Raw genomic sequence first — 18,916 nt, 5'->3', positions numbered from 1 at the left:
AGCGGGCGGAGAAAAACAGGCTTACCGGCTGGCGGCAATCTGCCCGGCCAGATATTTGGCGTCATGCCACACGCCCCAGATAAACGGCGACGCCCGACGGGACAACCACGCCAGCCCGAGGAAGTACAGCCCCGGCACCGGCGACACCCCCCGCTGATGGACCGGACGGCCCTTGTCGTCAAAGCTGTCCACCTGCAACCAGCCGAAATCAAGGCCATAGCCGGTCGCCCACAGAATGGTGGTGATCCCGGCAGCGGCCAGATCAAGCTGTTCAAGCGGATGTTGCACACAGGCCGGATCGGGGCGCATCAGCCGGGCGTCCGGTTCTTCGGGGAAGTCCAGCCCTTCGCGGGCAATATAGGCGTCCGCCGCATCAAGCATCGACAGATAGTTGGCATCCCCGCCCGCAATCGAGCGCGCCAGATCGGGCGCAAAGTGCATCACCCCATCGGCAAACTGCTCGGCCCGCCCCAGCAGGGTGATCCCCTGTTCGGCCAGAGCGCGGAAATCGACCGTGTGCCCCCCATGTGCGCCACTGACCGCGATGGTGACATGTTCCATCGCCGGTTCGCAGGCTTCGGCATTCCACAGGCCCAACGCCCCCAGCCACCAGACGAAATCCTTGCCGCGATAGCGACGCGGCGGCCGGTCATGCGGGCCGACCGACAGGTAGACCTGCTTGCCCGCCCGTTGCAGTTCATCGGCAATCTGCACCCCCGACGATCCGGCGCCGATCACCAGCACATTGCCCTGTGGCAACTGCGCCGGGTTGCGGTATTGCGCCGAGTGGAGCTGCATCAGTCCAGCCGTTTCAGGCACAACGGTCGGGATCAGGGGCCGCTGGAACGGCCCGGTCGCCGCCACCACCGAGCGCGCACTGATCGCCCCCTGCGAGGTCTCGACATCGAATCCGCTGCCGTCAGCCTTGCGGGTGACGCGGGTCACTTCGACACCGCAGCGAACCGGCGCCTCGATCTGGCGGGCGTGCTCTTCCAGATAGTCAACAATCATGCTGGCCGGAGCAAAGCCGTCCGGGTCAATGTGATCAAAGGTCTTGCTGGAATAGCGGTCATGCCACGCCGGGCCATTGGCCACCAGCGACTCCCACCGCTCGGACCGCCAGCGTTCGGCAATCCGGTGCCGTTCGAGGACCAGATGCGGCACGCCTTCGGCGCGCAAATGTTCGCTCATCGCCAATCCGGCCTGACCGCCACCGATGATGAGGGTATCGACGTGTTCTACTGACATGCGCGGCATCCTTGTGTGTGTCACCTGTGGCGACATATTTGCCGGAATAACAGGGGGGATGGAGGGCTGGCCACCCCGCAAGGGGGGGGGCGCACTCTCCAGAGGATCAGCCCGCATGGCTGAGGCCCTGTACCCCTTCTACTGAAGGGACCGGGGCAGCGAAATTATGATTTAATTCGGTCTTGATTAGGTTTTTCCAAAGACGTGCATCCATGCGGTCCAGACCGGACAAGGCCGGACGGTCGTATCAGTGTTCAGAACGTTTCAACGGAGAAGACTGGTGCCAGAACCGCGCTTTCAACAGGCCGTTGCCGCCTTTCAGAACCAGAAGTTCGATCAGGCGATGGCACTGTGTACCGCCTTGCTCGCCGACCAGCCCGACCATCTGCCCGCCCTGAATTTGCAGGCGGTCCTGTGGTGCCGACGCGGGCAGTTCGACCCGGCCACCGATGCCTGTCTGCGCATTTTGCAGATCGACCCCGACCATGCCGCCGCCCTTGAACTGCTGGGTGACATTCTGCATGCCCTGCACGAATACGCCGGGGCCGCCGAAGCCTTTCGGCGGGCGGCCAACCCGTCGCCCCACGCCGCGCGCCTGATCCACAAACAGGCCGCCGCCCTGCATCTGGCCGGACAACCGGCGGCAGCGGTGGCCCTGTACCTTGATCTGCTGCGCACCGGCACCACAAGCGGGGCGGTGATTGCTGACCTGACCACGGCCTTGCGGGAACTGCCGCCCGCCCTCGCCCTGTCGCAGCTACGCCATGCCATCGCCGACAGCGGGGCCAGCCCGCCGCAGACCCTCGGCTGGCTGCACCGCCTGCTGGCTGAAATTCTGACCTCCACCGGCCAGAACACCGAAGCCATCACCGCCTGGACACTGGCCGTGCGCTATCGCCCGCAGGATGCTGACGGCCTGTACAATCTGGCGCGGCTGCTGCAAGAACGCGAGCAGCACGAGGAGGCGCTGGGCCTGCTGGAGCAGGCGATCACCTTTGCCCCCGACCACCCCGAAGCCCTCAGCAACCGCAGCGCCGCCCTGCTGGCCTGCGGGCGGCCTGCCGATGCGGTGACCTCGGCACGGGCGGCGCTGGTCGTGCGCCCGGACTATGCGATGGCGCTGTGCAATCTGGGCGCCGCCCTGCAGGAAGACAATCAGCCGCAGGCCGCCGAACAGGCGTTGCGGCAGGCTCTTGCCCTGCAACCGGAGCAAATCGAAATCCTGTGCTCGCTGGCTGTGTGCCTGCTGGCGCTGGGACAGCAGGACGACGCCCTCGCCCTGCTGCGGCAGGCCGAACACCTGGCCCCCCATCACCCGGAGATTCGCTTCAACTTTGCCCTTGCCCTGCTGAGAAGCGGCGAATACGCCCTTGGCTGGCGTCTGTATGGCTGGCGGAAACGACGCAACCCCCATGGCAGCCCGGTCCCCCGCTACCCCACCCTGCTGCCCGATGCCTTTCCGGTGAGCGGCGCGCGCCTGCTGATCGCCCCGGAACAGGGCATTGGCGATGAAATCATGTTCGCCGGTCTGCTCCCCGCCGTGCTGGCGCGCGGGCAGGCGGTGGCCCTGCACTGTGATCCCCGTTTACAACCGCTGCTGCAACGGTCATTCCCCGACGTGACCATCCTGTCGGCAACCGACCAGCCCCCCGCCGATGTGGCGGTTGAATGCGCCTGTGGGGATTTGCCGGGCTTGCTGGGGCTGCACGGGCAACAGGCCGCATGGCTGCCGGAGCAATTCCTGCGCTGCGACGACGCCCGCCGCGATGCCCTGCGCCAGCAGTATGGTGGACAGCGGCGGATCGGCCTGTCGTGGATGACCTCGTCTCGCCGCACCGGCACCCGGAGGTCGATCCCTCCCGCCCTGCTCGCCAGCCTCGCCGACGGCGAAACAGACGCAACAGCCTTCGTCAGCCTGCAATATGGCGATCCGGTCCGGTTGGCCGACGCCATCGGCCCGGCAGTGCGTGTTGATCCGGCCATTGACCAGATGAGCGATCTGGATGCCTTTGCCGCACAGGTGGCGGCGATGGATCTGGTGATCACCATCGACAATTCCACCGCCCACATGGCGGCGGCGCTGGGGGTGCCAACCTGGCTGCTGTTGCCCTTTGATGCCGACTGGCGCTGGCCGCTTCCCGGCGGTCAGTGGTACCCGACGATGCGGATGTTCCGTCAAACCACCGCCGGAGACTGGCAACCGGTGATCGCCGAGGTGAAAGCGGCCCTGAAGGAGCCTTCCTGAGACTTCAGGCGCGGGTATCCATCCGGGGCGGCACCATCCCCGGAATGTAACCATCCGAGATAAAAGTCTTGCAGTGGTTCTCGAACGCCTGCGCCAGCCTGCTGGGGCGCAGGTTGCCGAGGGTGGCCACACAGATGCGCATCGGCCGCAACGACCCGGCCAGCGGCACCCGCACCAGCCGCCGCCCGTCCAGCGCCAGATCGGCTTTCGGGCGGACGTTGGCCAGCCCATAGCCGTGACCGTTGGCGACCATTGTGCGCAGCATATCCGGGTAAGGCGTGCGCGCGCCGATGCACGGCGTCAGGCTCTGGCTGGCAAACAGTTGCAGGAAATATTCCCGACTGAGCGGCAGGTCGAGCAGGATCAGCGGTTCCCCGACCAGATCGCTCAGGCCCAGACGACTGTGGTTGGCCAGCGGATGGGTTTCGGACAACTGCACATAGGGCGGCAGACTGACCAGCGGTTCAAACTCGATATCCTTGGGAATGTCGAGGTCATACAGCAGGGCCAGATCAATCTCCGCCCGCCGCAAGCCTTCGATCAGCGCTTCCTGACTGGCAACGGTCTGGCTGATGCTGGTACGCGGGAACGAGGCGCAAAAGGAATAGCACAGCTCGGGCATGATCATCGGGGCCATCGTCACCATGCAACCGACCGACAGTGTCCCGCGAATTTCCGCCGTCACATCCGACACGCTGTCATAGAGATTCAGCGCCTGCGACAGCAGCTCTTTGGCTTCACGCAGCAGCCGCTTGCCCGCCGGGGTCAGCGACAGCCCTTGTGCATGGTGACGAACAAACAGCTGGACGCCCAGTTCGGCCTCCAGCTGTGAAATCGCCGAGGAAATCGACGGCTGGGAAATGTTGATCCGCTCGGCGGCAAGGGTGATGCTGCCGGTTTCCCCAGCGGCAACGAAGTATTCCAGTTGTCGAAAGGTAAACCGCATCGCCCGTCTTTCATCTGTCATCCCCCGGTACGCCATAGCCGGGAGCCTGACGAGGGTCTTTGGCCCGCATCACATAATCATTCATTTGTGGCTGATAAATCTGCCATGCTTTGCGCAAAGCAGCCAGCGGGGCGTCATCCTGCCAGTCCACCCGCAGCTCGACCAGCGGCCAGCAATCCTGATCCACCACCAGCAGCCCGGCGGAATGTACCGGCCCGGCCTCGCCGCCCGCCGCCAGTCCGGCCTCCAGCGCCCGCAGCAAACGCTCCGGCAGCAGCAGGTCCGGGTCGGCCTCGAACGCCGCCACCATCGCCGCCGGAACCATCGGACTGGCCAGCATGTTGCCTCCGCAGATCACCTGCTCGCCTTCGGCCACCGCGTGCGTTCCCAACGTCTGCGTGCCGGAGAACTGCGCCGTCCGACCGCTCGCATCCAGCAACAATAGTTGGCGATAGTCGATGAACGGCGCGCTGGCGACCAGTTGCGCCAGCGCCTGCCCGGCATCGGCTCCACCCGCCATCGCCGCCAGTCCCTTGGCCCCCAGTGCGGGATCGGTGATGTTCTGCGTTGCCACCACCCCGACTCCGGCCTCGGCCCACGCACAGCGGGCCGCCACCGCCGGGGAAGACGACGAAATCGCCATCCCCATCTGGCCGGTGCGTCCACACCGGCCCAGAACGGAAAAGGTCATGATCTTTCCCTCCTTGCGCGTTATTCCGGGATCACCGCAATGACATCGATTTCCACCAGCCATTCCGGGCGGGCCAATGCCGACACCACCAGCCCGGTAGACACCGGGAACACGCCTTTCAACCAGCGGCCAACGGTGCAGTAGACATCTTCGCGGTAGCGCGGATCGGTCAGATAGATGGTGATCTTGCAGATGTCTTCCAGCTCGGCCCCGGCCTCGGCCAGCAGCATCTGGATGTTGTGCATCGCCTGCTCGGCCTGCCCGGCAGCATCGCCGATCGCCACGCTTTCCGAGGTATCGAGGTTTTGGCCGATCTGCCCGCGCACGAACACCATGCTGCCCTTGGCAACCACTGTCTGACACAGGTCGTTGTCCAGCTTCTGGTTCGGATAGGTGTCGCGGGTGTTGAACATACGGATGCGGGTATGACGCATGATTCAGTGATCTCCTGATACGGATGATCCCTCGTCAGAGGGAGAGGGGGAAGCAAGGCCCGCCGCCTGCCGGACAAAGGCCAGCGGACCATCCCAGTCAAAGCTGCGATAGACTGCCGCCAGATGGGCAAACGGCGGAGACTGGGCAAACAGCGCAAAACTCAACCGGTGCCCGGCGTAGTCGGAATTCAGCAGGTCACGGGCCAGCGCCAGCAAACGGCGACGATCTTCGGCCCCGGTCCCATCCGCATTGGCTGCGGTGGTGGCATAGAACTTTTGCAGCCACGGACCGCTGACCGGATCACGGAACGCCGCCGCGTCGGGGGTCAGGCACACCTGTCCGCCGCACAGTTCACGGGCGAGGTGCATCATCTGCGGCAATTGTCCGCAGGCCAGCACCCGCCCGGCATACAGCAACGACTGATTGGGCATCAGCAAGCCCGCCGGGCTGCGTTCCCCCAGGGTGATAGCCGCGGTCAGATGGGCGTGGATGCCTTCGCGGTAGACGGCCAGTTGCGCCAGCTTTTCCTGCACGGCGCTGCGCCCCTCCAGCCCGGTCTGGCGCACGCTCAGCAGGGCGGTTCCGATCAGCAGGTCGGCCTGCTTCAGCAACCGCTGCACAAAGGCAAAGGCCGAATAGCGGTGCAGGGTGGCGCGGATGAACTGCGCCGCCCGGGTATGGCGGTAAAACAGCACGTTTTCCCACGGCACCAGCACGTCATCGAACACCACCAGCGACTCGATCTCGTCAAAGCGGCTGGACAGCGGATAGTCTTCGGGCGCACCCCGACCGGCAAAGCCGGTACGGCAGAGGAATTTCAGGCCGGGGGAAGACAGGTCACAGATAAAGCCCAGCGCGTAATCGGAACAGGCAGCATCGCCCCAGTCGGCAATGGTCGGCTTGGTAAACGCCTGATTGGCATAGGCTGCCGCCGTTTCATATTTCGCCCCGCGCACCACCAGCCCGGCATCGGTTTCCCGCACCACATGCAACAGCATGTCCGGGTCCTGCTCGTAGGGAGGCCGCGAGCGGTCGCCCTTGGGGTCGGTATTGGCCGACACATGAAACGGGTCGCGGTGCAGGACATGATGAATGTGGTCACGAATGTTGCGGGCGAACTGGGGATCGACATCGTTCAGGATGTCCTGCCCGTCGAACAGCGACCACATCTCGCCAACCGTTTCATCGCCAACCCGCGTCACCACCCCGCCGACGGTATCCAGAATGGCATCGGTGGCCCGCCGCTTGTCCCACCAGTCGGCCTGCACCAGCGGCAGGCGGTTGGCGATGGCGCTGGTTTCGTCGCCTTCCTGATAGGTCATCAGGTGGGCATGGGCCGGATCATGCTGCATGTCATAGATACGGGCGCGGATATCGACCAGCGGCTTGAACATCGGGTGCGAAGGAACATCGCGCACCACCTCGCCATTGATCGACACCTCGCGGCCATCGCGGATCGACTCGCGGTACTGTTCTCCGGTGCGGATCATCGCCAGCCCTCCGCCGCTTATTCTGCGTCCTGTTCGGTATCTTGCGTCGGGTGCAGCAGGTCGAGTATCTGCCGCTTCAGGGCGATGAACTCCGGTTCCATCACCTGATCCATGCTGCGCGGATGGGCAATCGGTACCGTCAGTTCACGGGCAATCCGCCCCGGACGGGCACTCATCACCAGCACCCGGTCGCCCAGCAGAATCGCTTCGTCAATGTCGTGGGTGACGAACAGCACCGTCTTGTGCGACTTCTCCCACACCCGCAACAACAGCTTTTGCATTTGCAGACGGGTCTGGCTGTCCAGCGCCCCGAACGGCTCGTCCATCAGCAGCACCTGCGGGTCATTGGCCAGCGCGCGGGCAATCGCCACCCGCTGTTTCATGCCGCCGGACAGGTGGCGCGAATAGCTGTCGGCAAACTTGCTCAACCCGACCTCATCGAGATAATGGTCAACAATCTCGCGCCGTTCGGCGGCGGGAATGCCTTTGCGCTTCAGGCCGAATGCGATGTTCTCGCGCACGTTCAGCCACGGGAACAGGGTATAGCCCTGAAACACCATCCCGCGATCCGGCCCCGGCCCGTGGACCGGCTTGCCATCAAGCAGGATCTCGCCCGACGTCACATCATTCAGCCCCGCCGCCAGATACAGCAGACTCGACTTGCCACAGCCCGACGGCCCGACCAGCACCGCAAACTGCTTTTCCGGCACATCGAACGACACATCGTCGAGCGCCACCACATGGCCGCCCTTGCCATCGGGGTAGTGCAGGGAAACGCCCTCCACTCTCAGTTTGGGGGCCGCAGCCGCAGGGGCCGACACACGGGAAGACGACGGGGAAAGATGCATGGTGTTCTCCATGAGCGTTTTCACACCGAGCGAAAACGCTCTCCGTTTTGAGTGCCGCATTTTCCGAGCCGTTGACCGGAGACGGTCAACTTGAAAATGCTCTCTCCGTTTTGAGTGCCGCATTTTCCGAGCCGTTGACCGGAGACGGTCAACTTGAAAATGCTCTCTCCGTTTTGAGTGCCGCATTTTCCGGGCCGTTGACCGGAGACGGTCAACTTGAAAATGCTCTGGCGTAAGGATCACTGCGCCCAACCGGCGACCTTCAGGCGCAGGAAGCGGAACGCCTGATCGGTCACCAGCCCCAGCGCACCGATGATGGCAATGGCGAGAAAAATCACATCGACCTGAAACCCTCGCATGGCTTTCAGGCTGATGTAGCCCAGCCCGCTGGAGGCGGCGACCAGCTCGGCCACCACCAGATAGGTCCACGCCCAGCCCATGGTGACGCGCAGGGCATCCAGCACGCCGGGCAGCGACGCCGGGGCCAGCACCTGCCAGGTGACACTGGCCCGCGTTGCCCCCAGCGTATAGGCGGCGTTCAGCAGATCGCGCGGCACTTGCCGGGCAACATCGGAAAACATGATCAATTGCTGGAAAAAGGTGCCGAACAGGATCACTGCCACCCGCTGTTCTTCACCGATGCCGATCCACAGGATGAACAGCGGCACAAAGGCGGTCACCGGCAGGTAGCGGATGAAATTGACGATCGGTTCCAGCATCGCCTGCACCACCGGAAAGGTGCCCATCAGCAACCCCAGCGGAATCGCCAGCAGGGACGACAGGATAAAGCCGGTCAGCACCACCCGCGCACTGGCCCAGATGTGCATCGGCAGGGTGCCGTTCTGCAACAGCTCCCAGCCGGTATGCAGAACAGCGGTCGGGGTCGGCAGGAACATCGGCGGCACCACACCGCCGTTGCTCAGGCCGACCCAGATCAGGAAAAACAGCACCCACATCACCACGCCAACCACCACCATCGTCGAACGGGGCAGCACGGTCATCGGGGTCAGGCAACGTTGGACAAGCGACCGGCGGTTGGCCATCGGAGATCTCCGCAACAGGGCCCGGCTCTTGCAGCAAGAGCACGGGCCGGTAACAGGGGGGGTATCAGGGCTGGGCGGTGACGAATGCCGGGTCCACCATGGCGGCGTAATCGACCTTCATCCGGGTCTTGCCGAGAGTGGACCAGGTGGCATCGGCGCTTTTGATCAGCTCGGCAATCGGGCCGGGAGCCGCTGCGGTGCCGAGATAGACCTTGTTGGTGTCGGCGTCATAGAACCGCACACCCTTGGCGCTTTCGGCAAAGTCCTTGGGGTCCTTGAGATAGCCACCCACGCCCTTGGCCATGATTTCATAGGCCTTTTCCGGGTTGGCCTTGATGAAGGCATTGGCCTTCGCCAGCCCGTTGACCAGCGCCGCCACGTCCTTCGGCTGCTTTTCGATCACCTCGCAGCCCAACGCGACCACATCGACAATCACCCCCGGCGTTGACGAGCTGTCAGCCAGCACCTTGCCATGATTGCCCTTGCGGACGTTGGTCAGGTTCGGTTCCCACGTCACCGCCGCCGGTACCCGCCTGGCGATAAAGGCCGCCGCCGCGTCATCGGCGCTCATGTTGGAGATTTCGATATCCTTCAGCGACAGGCCGTTCTGCCCCAGCACATAGGACAGCCAGAATTCCGAGGTCGAGCCTTCGTTGAGGGCCACCGTCTTGCCCTTCAACTGGGCCAGCGAGGTAATGTCGCTGCTGACCACCAGCCCGTCACCGCCATAGCTTTCATCCAGCGCCACCACCGCCTTGAAGCAGAAATCCGGCGAGCGGTATTTCAGGATTTCATCAATGGTCGACGCCGAGCCGGACAGCTTGCCCGAGGCCGCCGCCGCCATGTACAGCGAGGCTTCCTCGATCACCTGCAAATCAAGGTCAAGGCCCTGTTCCTTGAAATAGCCAAGGTCGCGCGCCAGATACAGCGGCCCATAGCCCACCCAGGTGGTATGCCCCAGCGAAATGGTCCCGGCCTCAGCCGACGCCCCGGCGGCAACGCCCAGCACCGCCGCCAGTGCCGTCCCCAGAACCGTGTTCAGCAACGCCTTGCGAAAAAAGCCCTTTTTCATTCCCGTGCTCCATTGGATGGTGGTGTTACCCTAGAGCAAATCCCGAGCAGATAGGTCCATCTGCGACGACGTATTTGCTTAAAATACAAGACATTAGAGTATTTGACGTGCTCCAGGGAGAACGGAAAATGCTCTAGTGTGATCTGATCCCGCTCACAGGCCCGGAATCTGGTAGTCCGCAGCCAGACCGGTGACTTCGCGCCGGAATGGCAGGCCGTCAGCCCGTGGTGGTGCATCGAGTTCTTCGGCGTAGCGCCGCCCGGCAAAAACAGCGGCGGCAATGGTCCCCGGTGCCAGCGCATCGCCAATCAGCGATACGCCCTTGATCCCGGCGTCGGCCCATTCGGCCTGCCGCGCCTGCATCTCCTGCATCAGGGAGGTGTTCGGCAAACGGGCGGTGACGCTGACCAGACTGCCACCAGCAATCTGGTGGACCTGCCCGGTAAAGGCACAGGTGGCCTCGATGCCGTCGGGGGTGATCGTCCGCAGGATGCGATGGGGGATGATGCTCACCCCCAGTTCCAGCAGACGGGCCTGAACCCGGTGTTGTTCCATGGTGGCATGCATCCAGCTCGATGCTTCGGCGGCGGGGGTGACATAGCTCACCTGATAGCCCTTCAGCGCCAGCATCTCGGCCAGCACCCCGGCCATGTAATAATGATCGTCGTCATAGACGATCACCGATGATGTTGCGGGCAGAACGCCGTCCATCAGGTCGTCGGGGGTCAGCACCCGATAGCCCGCAGGCTGCGGAACCGGCGCCAGCACCCGCCGTCCGACGCCATCGGCCCGCCAGCGGGAACCGGTGGCCAGCACCACCCGCGCCGCACCGAATTCCAGCAAGGTATCGGCGGTCAACGGGCTGGAACGGAACAGGTCAATCCGGCTGTCGGTCAGGATTTGCGGCTGACGGTAGTCAACCACCCGCCCCCACGCCGCCAGCCCCGGCAGGGTCCGTTCGCGTGTCACCCGCCCGCCCAGCGTTTCCCCGGCTTCGGCCAGACTGACCGCATGGCCGCGCCGACTGAGCATCATCGCCGCTTCCAGCCCGGCCGGGCCGGAGCCGACCACCAGCACGCTGTCATCGGACTGTTTCGGGCGGATGTATTCCGGGTGCCAGCCGCGCCGCCATTCCTCGCCCATCGACGGGTTTTGCGTGCAGCGCGACGGCGAGGCGGTAAAGTCACCCGACACACAGATGTTGCAGCCGATGCACTCGCGAATCTCGTCCAGCCGCCCCTCTTCCAGCTTTTTGGGCAAAAAGGGATCGGCGATTGACGGCCGCGCCGCCCCCACCAGATCAAGAATCCCCTGTCGCACCATCCGCACCATGGTATCGGGCGAGGTAAAGCGGCCCACGCCGACCACCGGTTTGGAGGTGAACTGCTTGATGGTGTGAACGAACGGCTCCTGATAGGCTTCGGGGGAAAAGCGCGAGGTCTGGCTGTCGTTTTCCCACCCCGACAGGGTCAGATCCCACAGGTCGGGGATTTCGCCCAGCAGGCCTATCAGGTCTTCGGCTTCGGCGCGGTGCAAGCCCTCGGGCCCGATCAACTCGTCCACCGAAATCCGGCAGGCCACCGCACAGCGGTCTCCGACCGCCTCTTTGGTGTCCTCCAGCAATTCGCGCAGCAGGCGGGCACGGTTTTCCAGACTGCCGCCGTACTCGTCGCTGCGGGTGTTGTAGCGCCGCGACAGGAAGAACATCGGCCCACCGAACAGCTTGCCAGCATAGACATACACAATGTCATAGTCAGCTTTGCGGGCGCGCAAGGCTGCCTGCCGGTGCCAGTGGCGCAAATCGGCAATGTCGCGCTTGTCCATTGCCCGTGCCTGCACCGGGTCATTGCTGAAGGTCGCCACCGGCAGATCAACCGGCCCCAGCGGAATTTCGCGTGAGGTCAGATTCGGGCTGTTCATGCCGTTATGGCACAACTGTAATCCGGCCAGTGCCCCGTGGGCATGGACGCCATCAGCCACCCGCGCCAGCATCGGCAGGTCCTGATCGCTCCACGCCCGCAGTTCAATGAACGGGCTGATGTCCGAGGTCGGATGGATTTCGGTCTGTTCGGTACAGACCACCGCCCAGCCGCCCTGCGCCTTGATCGCCCGCATCGCCGCCAGCCCGGAGGCATCGCGGTAGCCCATCCCGTTGCAGTGAGGCACCTGATAAAAGCGGTTTTTAGCCGTCACCGGCCCGATGCGGACCGGTTCGAAAAGACAATCATAGCGAGGATCGCGTGACATCTGTTTGCCCCGTTCTGTGTCCCCGGCGCCGTGACTGGCGGACGGACCAGACTGTGGGACAAACTATGCGACCGGGCGGAGCATCCCTAAATTCGTAAATTCCGTGGCGGTGCATAGCCTTTTTGCTGGGCAGGGCGGTGCATAAAAAATGCTCATGATCCTTTGCTTTACCGAAAGCGAAGCCATGCCTCGCTTTATATGGGGTTACGGTGGCATGACGGTTGCCAGAGACTCTTCATCAGTCCTTTTTTCAGCTTTTGGAGCCCCGTTCCGATGTCCCTGCTCTTTCCCCCGACCACCCTCGCCGGATGGCGCGAGGCCGCCAGCCGCCTGTCCTTTGCCTCTGACATTCTGATTGATGGCACCCTGCGCCCCGCCGTTGACGGTCAGACATTCGGCACAGTCAACCCGGCCAGCGGCGACACGCTGGCCGAAATCGCCGCAGGCAGCGCCGCCGATGTTGATCTGGCGGTGGCGTCGGCTCGCCGCACCTTTGACAGTGGCGTGTGGTCGCGCCGTCCCCCCACCGAGCGCAAGGTGGTGCTGCTGCGTCTGGCCGAGCTGATTCGCGCCCACGCCCCCGAACTGGCCTTGCTCGACAGCCTCGACATGGGCAAGCCGGTGCAGGATGCCCTGAGCATTGATGTTCCCGGCGCCGCCGCCGTCTGGCAATGGACCGCCGAAAGCATCGACAAGGTTTATGACCAGATTGCTCCCACAGGCTCCGGCGATCTGGCGATGATCCGCCGCGAGCCGCTGGGGGTGGTGGCGGCGGTGGTGCCGTGGAATTTCCCGCTCGACCTTGCCAGCTGGAAATGTGCTCCGGCGCTGGCGGCAGGCAATTCGGTGGTGCTGAAACCCGCCGAGCAGTCGCCACTGTCGGCGATCCGGCTGGGGCAACTGGCGCTGGAGGCCGGTCTGCCCCCCGGTGTGCTGAACGTCGTCCCCGGTCTGGGGGCCAGCGCAGGCAAGGCGCTGGGGCTGCACCCGGATGTCGATGCCCTGACCTTCACCGGCTCGACCGAGGTCGGCAAGCTGTTCCTGAGCTATGCCGGACAGAGCAACATGAAGCAGGTGTGGCTGGAATGCGGCGGTAAAAGCCCCAACCTGATTTTTGCCGACTGCGACGACCTCGACAAAGCCGCCGAGATGGCCGCCTTTGGCTGCTTTTTCAATCAGGGTGAAGTCTGTTCAGCCAACTCCCGCCTGCTGGTCGAGGCCAGCATCAAGGAGGAGTTCCTTGAACGGCTGATCCACCACGCCGCCCACTGGCTGCCGGGCGATCCACTCGACCCCGCCAACCACGCCGGAGCCCTTGTTGAAACCCGGCATGCCGAGCGGGTCGAAGGCTTCATCCGGCGCGGTGAACAGCAGGCCCGGCTGATCCACGGCGGCCAGCGCCTGACCATCGCAGGTAGTGACTGTTACATTGCTCCGACCATCTTTGATCAGGTCACCCCGTCCCACGAGCTGTTTCGCGAGGAAATCTTTGGCCCGGTGCTGGCGGTCAGCACCTTCGAGACGGAAGGCCAAGCCATTGCGCTGGCCAATGACAGCCTGTTCGGGCTGGCCGGGTCGCTATGGACCGGGTCGCTGAAGCGTGCCTTGCGGGTTTCCGAGCGCCTGCGCGTCGGCACGGTGTCGGTCAACACCGTCGATGCCCTCAGCCCGCAGACACCGTTTGGCGGCATCAAGCAGTCAGGCCATGGCCGCGATTTGTCGCTGCACGCGCTGGAAAAGTTCACCGCCCTGAAAACCGTCTGGATCAAATACTGATGTCGCTGATAACTGCCAGCCTGGCCCATCTGGAGCGCCTGATTGCCTTTCCCACCGTCAGCCGGGACAGCAATCTGGCGCTGATTGATCACGTCGAAGCCCTGTTGCGTGCCGCCGGGGCCTCGACCACCCGCGTTTTGTCCGACGATGGCCGCAAGGCCAACCTGCACGCCATCCTTGGCCCGACCGACCGCCCCGGGGTGATGCTGTCCGGTCATACCGATGTGGTACCGGTCGAAGGACAGGCATGGAGTTCCGACCCGTTTGTCCTGCGGCGGGCTGATGGTCGCCTGTATGGACGCGGCACCGCCGACATGAAAGGCTTCATCGCCTGTGCGCTGGCGATGGCCGAACAGGCGCGCGGGCGGCCCTTGCGGGTTCCGCTGGTCCTGTCGCTATCCTATGACGAGGAAGTCGGTTGTCTGGGGGTTCGCCGCCTGCTGGGAATGATGCAGCAGATGCCGGTCAAGCCCCGCTTCTGCATCGTCGGCGAGCCGACGTTGATGCAGGTGGTCAATGCCCACAAGGGCAAGACCTCCACCCGGATTGACTGCATCGGTGCCGAAGCCCATTCCAGCCTGCCCGATGCCGGGATGAATGCCATTCACATGGCCTGTGACGTGATTGCCGGGCTGCGCGGCCTGCAGGGCAGCATCTGCCAGCAGGGCCATCACGATCACGGCTATGAGGTGCCCCATACCACCGTTCACATCGGGCGCATTCATGGCGGCGAAGCCCTGAACATCGTGCCCAATCACTGCTGGCTGGATTTCGAGATTCGCCATCTGCCACAGGATGATATCGATGGACTGATGGCACAGGTGGCAGAGATCGCCGCCACCGTGCGCGCCGAGGCCCGCCAGCGCTTTCCGCAGGCCGACGTCCGCCTGTCGCCGCTGTCCAGCTACCCCGCCCTGCACACCCCCGCCGATGCCGAAGTGGTGGCCTTTGTCAAAAGCCTGACCGGCGGCAACAGCGTCGGGCAGATTTCCTTTGGCACCGAGGGCGGTCTGTATGCCCGCGAGCTTGGCATTCCCACCGTCGTCTGTGGTCCCGGCTCGATCACCCAGGCGCACAAGCCGGACGAATATCTGGCCGACAGCGAGCTGGCCGCCTGTTGCACCATGCTGGGGCGGTTGCTGGACTGGGCGCGGTAGCGCGCCACCGTCCCGGCGGTATCACTCTCAGGCGGCCATCTTACCGGATGTGCCGCCTGTTTTTTGTCCTGTGTCTGTCGGGGAAGCAGAAAAAAGAAAGCCCCGCGAACAGGCGCGGGGCGAAGTCTGAACAGGGAGGCTTCACGTCTGGGAGACGTAGGATCCGAAGACCCCTCGCCAAGCTCACAAGCCCGGCTATCAGATGGGTTTGCACAGGGAGGGAGGCAAAACCCATAGATCTGGCGGAGATTTCTGCTGCGTTGCAGCGTCAATGTCCTGCCCTAGTGATATCGGTTTCACCAATATTGCGCCACGGCAAAAACCCCTGCCCTGCCATGCAGCGACCGCATAACTCTCTCAAAGGTCGTAACGGCAGAGTCGCAGGCAATAAAAAAGCCGCCAAGCACAAGGCTTGACAGCTTTTTAAAGACCGGCGGGGAGCGTTCGAGCCATTCCACTGCTGACCTTGGCCGAACAGTGGATGAATCGAACGCCGCCCGACAGAGCCGGAAGAGCTTACTTGCGCATGCCCTTCTGGAACATCTTTTCGGTCTTGGCAGCAGCGGCTTCAGCGCGAGCAGCAGCGGCTTCGGCGCGGTCAGCGGCCTTCTCAGCCTTAGCAGCCGAAGCGGCAGCGGCCTTCGAGGACTCAACGGCCTGGTTGAGCAGAGCCTTGTCTTCCGGCTTCATCTCGGCGCAGGCAGAAACACCAACCACCAGAGCGGCGGCAGCGGCAACAGTAGCGATACGCTTAAAGTTCATAAGAACCTCCCTAGGGTGTCGACATCGACCTCCGAACGAGCTTGAGGAAGAAGACACGCGGTCCTCTACCTCAAGCGCCGGACAGCATAAGGGAAAATTTGCATTTGCGAGAGTGCATTTTGATATTGACCAAGGGATTTTTTTGATTTTTTTGCCTACCGCGACTTTCCTAACACACTTGTCGGAATACCCCCTTGCTTGAAACGCAGGGCAGGAGGGGAAAACCACACCCTTAATCTAAATCAAGAGCATAAATTCAACTAAAGATTACCAAATCCCTTCCTATCCATTCACGGTACAGAGTGAGAGAATCGCGATAGAGCATTATTTTTAAGTGAGAATCGGGAAAACCTGGAACGATCGGAAAGGAAAAAGCAGAGCAAAACCGCCATGACGATCCCCCGGGAACCAAAACATCGTGCCTTGCCTCCGACTCGAGAGAAAAACGATGGAAAACGGTTCCCCCATAACAACAAGCAAGTTCGTCAACGGCCAAATGGCAATAAAAAAGCCGACGATCCCAAAGGATCATCGGCTTTTTAAAAGATCACTGCCAGACCTGCATCCGCTCACCAACAGGCAACCGGTCAGACCCTGACAATCATCAGTGCAGCTTGCCAGACAGACCCCTGATCGAGTCTTCGATCAAAAGATCCTGAGCATCCGGTGCCAGCTTTTCGGCGATCATCTTGTTGGCAGCGGCAATGGCCATATCAACGGCCAGGTTGCGCACTTCCGCCATCGCCTGGGCTTCGGCCTGGGCAATACGCTCCACCGCCTGCTTTTCACGGCGCACGATAGAGGCTTCCATGGCAGCTTCGGCTTCGGTCTTCAGGCGAGCCGCTTCATGCTTGGCATGGGCGACAATCGCTTCGGCTTCCTGCAGGGCATCGCGCTGCTTGCGCTGATACTCTGCCAGAAGGGCCTGGGCATCTTCACGCAGCTTTGCAGCTTCGTCGATCCGGCCTTTGATTTGCGACGCACGGGCGTCAAGGCCGGCGGTGATTGCGGCAAAGACCTTGCGGAACGCAAGAGCCACGACCAGCACAAAGGCAGCACCGACCCAGAATTCAGCTTGAGTGTAGAACGGGCCGTGATGGCCTGCCTCAGCGGCATGTTCAGCGGTAGCAGCGATCGCAGAGGAGATGAACATCACGCAGTCTCCTTGCCAGAGGTCATCACCGCCTGAGCGGAGGCTTCGTCCACGGACAGACCAGCCAGTTTCTGGGCGATGGCAACAGCGGCACCGGCGGCGATACCCTTGACCTGGGTCATGGCATCATCGCGAGCAGCGGCAATACGATCTTCGCCTTCCTTGATTTTGACGGCGAGGTTATGGGCGACTTCCCGGTTGCGCGTGTCAGCGGCCTTGGAAATCTGGTCCTGGGTTTCCCGCAGGACGTCGTGGGCCTTGGCACGAGCCTCAGCCAGGGCCTTTTCGTAAGTGGCAATTGCCACCTCGGTTTCGGCCTTCAACTGCTGGGCACGGTCAAGATCGTCATCAACCGTCTTCTGACGCTGTTCCAGCACCTTACCCAGGCGCGGGATCGCGAAGCGGGAGACAACGATGTAGAGCAGGACGAACGTGACTGCCAGCCAGAACAGCTGGGAGGCGAACGTCGTTGGGTCGAACTGCGGCATGGACTCCGGGCTCCACGGCTTGTCGCTATGTTCCCGACACCCCGCACTTTCCGGCATCCTCAACAGAAGACAAACGTGCCGGAAAGGCGAAGCTCGGGTCGAGAAACATCGCTGACGTTGGCAAGCGGTACGTTCCTGGATCAGGACGCACCGCTTGTCACAACAGCAGGTAGCGCACTGACCTTAGGCGGCGAACAGCAGGATCAGAGCGACAACCAGGGCGAACAGCGCGATAGCTTCGGTAACGGCGAAGCCGATCCAGCCGTACAGTTCGACGCTGCTCTTGGCAGCCGGGTTACGGCCAACGGTGGCGATCAGGTTGGCCCAGATGTTACCCACACCGATACCCGAACCGATCATGCCGATGGCGGCCAGACCAGCACCAATCATCTTCGCAGCTTCAGCTTCCATCTTTCTCTTCCCTTGGTGAGTAAAGAACTATTGAACGATCACACCTGACGAAACATCTAACTCTCAACCATCCCCATGCGGGACAGTGTTAGTGCATGTTGATGGCGTCGTTGAGGTAGATACAGGTGAGAATGGTGAACACGTAAGCCTGCAGCGCCGCAATGAAGAATTCCAGTACGGTGATGCCGCCGACCACAATGAAGGGGATAAAACCAAACGCCCCGAGAGCAACCACGAAACCGGCCAGAACTTTCAGCATGATGTGTCCGACGGTCATGTTGGCAAACAGACGGACAGACAGGCTGAACGGGCGGGACAGGTACGAAATCAGCTCGATCGGGATCAGGATCGGGGCGGTGGCCAGCGGCGCGCCGTGCGGGAAGAACATGTGCAGGTAATGCACCCCGTGGCGGGCGAAGCCGATGATCGTCACCCCGACGAAGATAAACACCGCCATCGCTGCCGTAACGGCAATGTGGCTGGTGAAGGTAAAGGAGTAGGGCAGCATGCCGAGCATGTTGCCGATGAACACGAAGCAGAACAACGTGAAGATGAAGGGGAAGTATTTCATCCCTTCCTTGCCGACGTTGTCACGAATCATGTTCGCCACAAATTCGAAGGTCAGTTCACCGACCGACTGCCAGCGACCGGGCACCATCGCCCGCTTGCGGGTAGCAAGCCAGAAGAACACCGCCGCCACCACCACAGCCGCGACCATCGCGACCGACGAGTTCGTGAAGGCGTAGAACGGAAGAGACTCTCCCTCAGGAACCACCGGAAAGATCGGCTTTACCTGGAACTGTGCGACCGGACTAGCCACCGCTCACCCTCTCTCTCGCGTCCCGCAGGACTTCCAAACGTTGACCCGGCAGCGCAACTGCCGGACCTCTCAAGGCGACCGGAC

17 protein-coding genes are annotated in these 18,916 nt (G+C 62.7%); 3 read left to right on the top strand and 14 right to left on the bottom strand.

What is annotated here, in order from left to right; translation table 11 throughout:
• Positions 1–21: 21 nt before the first annotated feature.
• Positions 22–1,248 carry a flavin-containing monooxygenase gene (locus tag BW995_RS18540; RefSeq protein WP_076401923.1) on the bottom strand — a complete coding sequence of 409 codons (1,227 nt, stop codon included), beginning with the start codon at positions 1,246–1,248 and terminating at the stop codon, positions 22–24.
• 280 nt (positions 1,249–1,528) lie between these two features.
• Between BW995_RS18540 and BW995_RS18535 the strand changes: the two genes are divergently transcribed.
• Positions 1,529–3,493, top strand: coding sequence for a tetratricopeptide repeat protein (locus BW995_RS18535; protein WP_076401922.1), 1,965 nt, complete (start codon positions 1,529–1,531; stop codon positions 3,491–3,493).
• A gap of 4 nt (positions 3,494–3,497) precedes the next feature.
• Here BW995_RS18535 and BW995_RS18530 read toward each other — a convergent pair whose 3' ends face one another.
• The 8 genes from BW995_RS18530 to BW995_RS18495 all read right to left on the bottom strand — a co-directional run bounded on the left by BW995_RS18530 (position 3,498) and on the right by BW995_RS18495 (position 12,265).
• Positions 3,498–4,439: a LysR family transcriptional regulator gene (locus BW995_RS18530; RefSeq protein ID WP_076401921.1), complete on the bottom strand. Its 942-nt coding sequence runs from the start codon at positions 4,437–4,439 to the stop codon at positions 3,498–3,500.
• Positions 4,440–4,449: 10 nt separating this feature from the next.
• Complete coding sequence (locus BW995_RS18525) at positions 4,450–5,130, bottom strand: DUF1028 domain-containing protein (protein WP_076401920.1); 681 nt, start codon at positions 5,128–5,130, stop codon at positions 4,450–4,452.
• A 20-nt stretch (positions 5,131–5,150) separates the two neighbouring features.
• Positions 5,151–5,564 (bottom strand): RidA family protein, encoded by a 414-nt coding sequence (locus BW995_RS18520; RefSeq protein WP_076401919.1) that lies wholly within the window; start codon positions 5,562–5,564, stop codon positions 5,151–5,153.
• Between the two features lie 3 nt (positions 5,565–5,567).
• On the bottom strand, positions 5,568–7,055 hold the full coding sequence (locus BW995_RS18515; RefSeq protein WP_076401918.1) for a 4-hydroxyphenylacetate 3-hydroxylase family protein: 1,488 nt from the start codon (positions 7,053–7,055) through the stop codon (positions 5,568–5,570).
• Between the two features lie 17 nt (positions 7,056–7,072).
• On the bottom strand, positions 7,073–7,903 hold the full coding sequence (locus BW995_RS18510) for an ABC transporter ATP-binding protein (RefSeq protein ID WP_076401957.1): 831 nt from the start codon (positions 7,901–7,903) through the stop codon (positions 7,073–7,075).
• 239 nt (positions 7,904–8,142) lie between these two features.
• Positions 8,143–8,946, bottom strand: coding sequence for an ABC transporter permease (locus tag BW995_RS18505; protein ID WP_076401917.1), 804 nt, complete (start codon positions 8,944–8,946; stop codon positions 8,143–8,145).
• A 64-nt stretch (positions 8,947–9,010) separates the two neighbouring features.
• Positions 9,011–10,018, bottom strand: a complete 1,008-nt coding sequence (locus tag BW995_RS18500; protein WP_076401916.1) for an ABC transporter substrate-binding protein — start codon at positions 10,016–10,018, stop codon at positions 9,011–9,013.
• Positions 10,019–10,171: 153 nt separating this feature from the next.
• A complete protein-coding gene (locus BW995_RS18495; protein WP_076401915.1) occupies positions 10,172–12,265 on the bottom strand; it encodes an oxidoreductase in 2,094 nt (697 codons plus the stop codon).
• Positions 12,266–12,538: 273 nt separating this feature from the next.
• Between BW995_RS18495 and BW995_RS18490 the strand changes: the two genes are divergently transcribed.
• Both BW995_RS18490 and argE read left to right on the top strand, forming a co-directional pair.
• Positions 12,539–14,041: an aldehyde dehydrogenase gene (locus tag BW995_RS18490; RefSeq protein ID WP_076401914.1), complete on the top strand. Its 1,503-nt coding sequence runs from the start codon at positions 12,539–12,541 to the stop codon at positions 14,039–14,041.
• The gene (argE, locus tag BW995_RS18485; protein WP_076401913.1) at positions 14,041–15,198 is read left to right on the top strand and encodes an acetylornithine deacetylase; all 1,158 of its coding nucleotides are present in this window, start codon (positions 14,041–14,043) and stop codon (positions 15,196–15,198) included. The genes BW995_RS18490 and argE overlap by 1 nt, the downstream gene beginning before the upstream one ends.
• A gap of 516 nt (positions 15,199–15,714) precedes the next feature.
• Here argE and BW995_RS18480 read toward each other — a convergent pair.
• The 5 genes from BW995_RS18480 to BW995_RS18460 all read right to left on the bottom strand — a co-directional run bounded on the left by BW995_RS18480 (position 15,715) and on the right by BW995_RS18460 (position 18,832).
• Positions 15,715–15,960 carry a hypothetical protein gene (locus BW995_RS18480; RefSeq protein ID WP_076401912.1) on the bottom strand — a complete coding sequence of 82 codons (246 nt, stop codon included), beginning with the start codon at positions 15,958–15,960 and terminating at the stop codon, positions 15,715–15,717.
• A 604-nt stretch (positions 15,961–16,564) separates the two neighbouring features.
• Complete coding sequence (locus BW995_RS18475; protein WP_076401911.1) at positions 16,565–17,113, bottom strand: F0F1 ATP synthase subunit B family protein; 549 nt, start codon at positions 17,111–17,113, stop codon at positions 16,565–16,567.
• The gene (locus BW995_RS18470; RefSeq protein WP_076401910.1) at positions 17,113–17,601 is read right to left on the bottom strand and encodes a F0F1 ATP synthase subunit B family protein; all 489 of its coding nucleotides are present in this window, start codon (positions 17,599–17,601) and stop codon (positions 17,113–17,115) included. Before BW995_RS18470 ends, BW995_RS18475 begins: the two co-directional genes overlap by 1 nt.
• A gap of 183 nt (positions 17,602–17,784) precedes the next feature.
• The gene (locus tag BW995_RS18465) at positions 17,785–18,012 is read right to left on the bottom strand and encodes a F0F1 ATP synthase subunit C (protein ID WP_076401909.1); all 228 of its coding nucleotides are present in this window, start codon (positions 18,010–18,012) and stop codon (positions 17,785–17,787) included.
• A gap of 88 nt (positions 18,013–18,100) precedes the next feature.
• A complete protein-coding gene (locus tag BW995_RS18460; protein WP_076401908.1) occupies positions 18,101–18,832 on the bottom strand; it encodes a F0F1 ATP synthase subunit A in 732 nt (243 codons plus the stop codon).
• Between the last annotated feature and the right edge of the window lie 84 nt (positions 18,833–18,916).

The organism is Insolitispirillum peregrinum, from assembly GCF_900156605.1.
GTDB lineage: Bacteria > Pseudomonadota > Alphaproteobacteria > Rhodospirillales > Rhodospirillaceae > Insolitispirillum > Insolitispirillum peregrinum.
The sequence above is the reverse complement of the archived record's forward strand: the minus strand, read 5'-3'. Positions and strand labels throughout refer to the sequence as shown.

Coding starts and splice junctions, on each gene's coding strand:
- BW995_RS18530 (WP_076401921.1), bottom strand. CDS start 4,439: ATGCGGTTTACCTTTCGACAACTGGAATACTTCGTTGCCGCTGGGGAA.
- BW995_RS18540 (WP_076401923.1), bottom strand. CDS start 1,248: ATGTCAGTAGAACACGTCGATACCCTCATCATCGGTGGCGGTCAGGCC.
- BW995_RS18510 (WP_076401957.1), bottom strand. CDS start 7,903: ATGCATCTTTCCCCGTCGTCTTCCCGTGTGTCGGCCCCTGCGGCTGCG.
- BW995_RS18490 (WP_076401914.1), top strand. CDS start 12,539: ATGTCCCTGCTCTTTCCCCCGACCACCCTCGCCGGATGGCGCGAGGCC.
- BW995_RS18520 (WP_076401919.1), bottom strand. CDS start 5,564: ATGCGTCATACCCGCATCCGTATGTTCAACACCCGCGACACCTATCCG.
- BW995_RS18515 (WP_076401918.1), bottom strand. CDS start 7,055: ATGATCCGCACCGGAGAACAGTACCGCGAGTCGATCCGCGATGGCCGC.
- BW995_RS18480 (WP_076401912.1), bottom strand. CDS start 15,960: ATGAACTTTAAGCGTATCGCTACTGTTGCCGCTGCCGCCGCTCTGGTG.
- BW995_RS18495 (WP_076401915.1), bottom strand. CDS start 12,265: ATGTCACGCGATCCTCGCTATGATTGTCTTTTCGAACCGGTCCGCATC.
- BW995_RS18475 (WP_076401911.1), bottom strand. CDS start 17,113: ATGTTCATCTCCTCTGCGATCGCTGCTACCGCTGAACATGCCGCTGAG.
- BW995_RS18465 (WP_076401909.1), bottom strand. CDS start 18,012: ATGGAAGCTGAAGCTGCGAAGATGATTGGTGCTGGTCTGGCCGCCATC.
- BW995_RS18470 (WP_076401910.1), bottom strand. CDS start 17,601: ATGCCGCAGTTCGACCCAACGACGTTCGCCTCCCAGCTGTTCTGGCTG.
- BW995_RS18500 (WP_076401916.1), bottom strand. CDS start 10,018: ATGAAAAAGGGCTTTTTTCGCAAGGCGTTGCTGAACACGGTTCTGGGG.
- argE (WP_076401913.1), top strand. CDS start 14,041: ATGTCGCTGATAACTGCCAGCCTGGCCCATCTGGAGCGCCTGATTGCC.
- BW995_RS18525 (WP_076401920.1), bottom strand. CDS start 5,130: ATGACCTTTTCCGTTCTGGGCCGGTGTGGACGCACCGGCCAGATGGGG.
- BW995_RS18505 (WP_076401917.1), bottom strand. CDS start 8,946: ATGGCCAACCGCCGGTCGCTTGTCCAACGTTGCCTGACCCCGATGACC.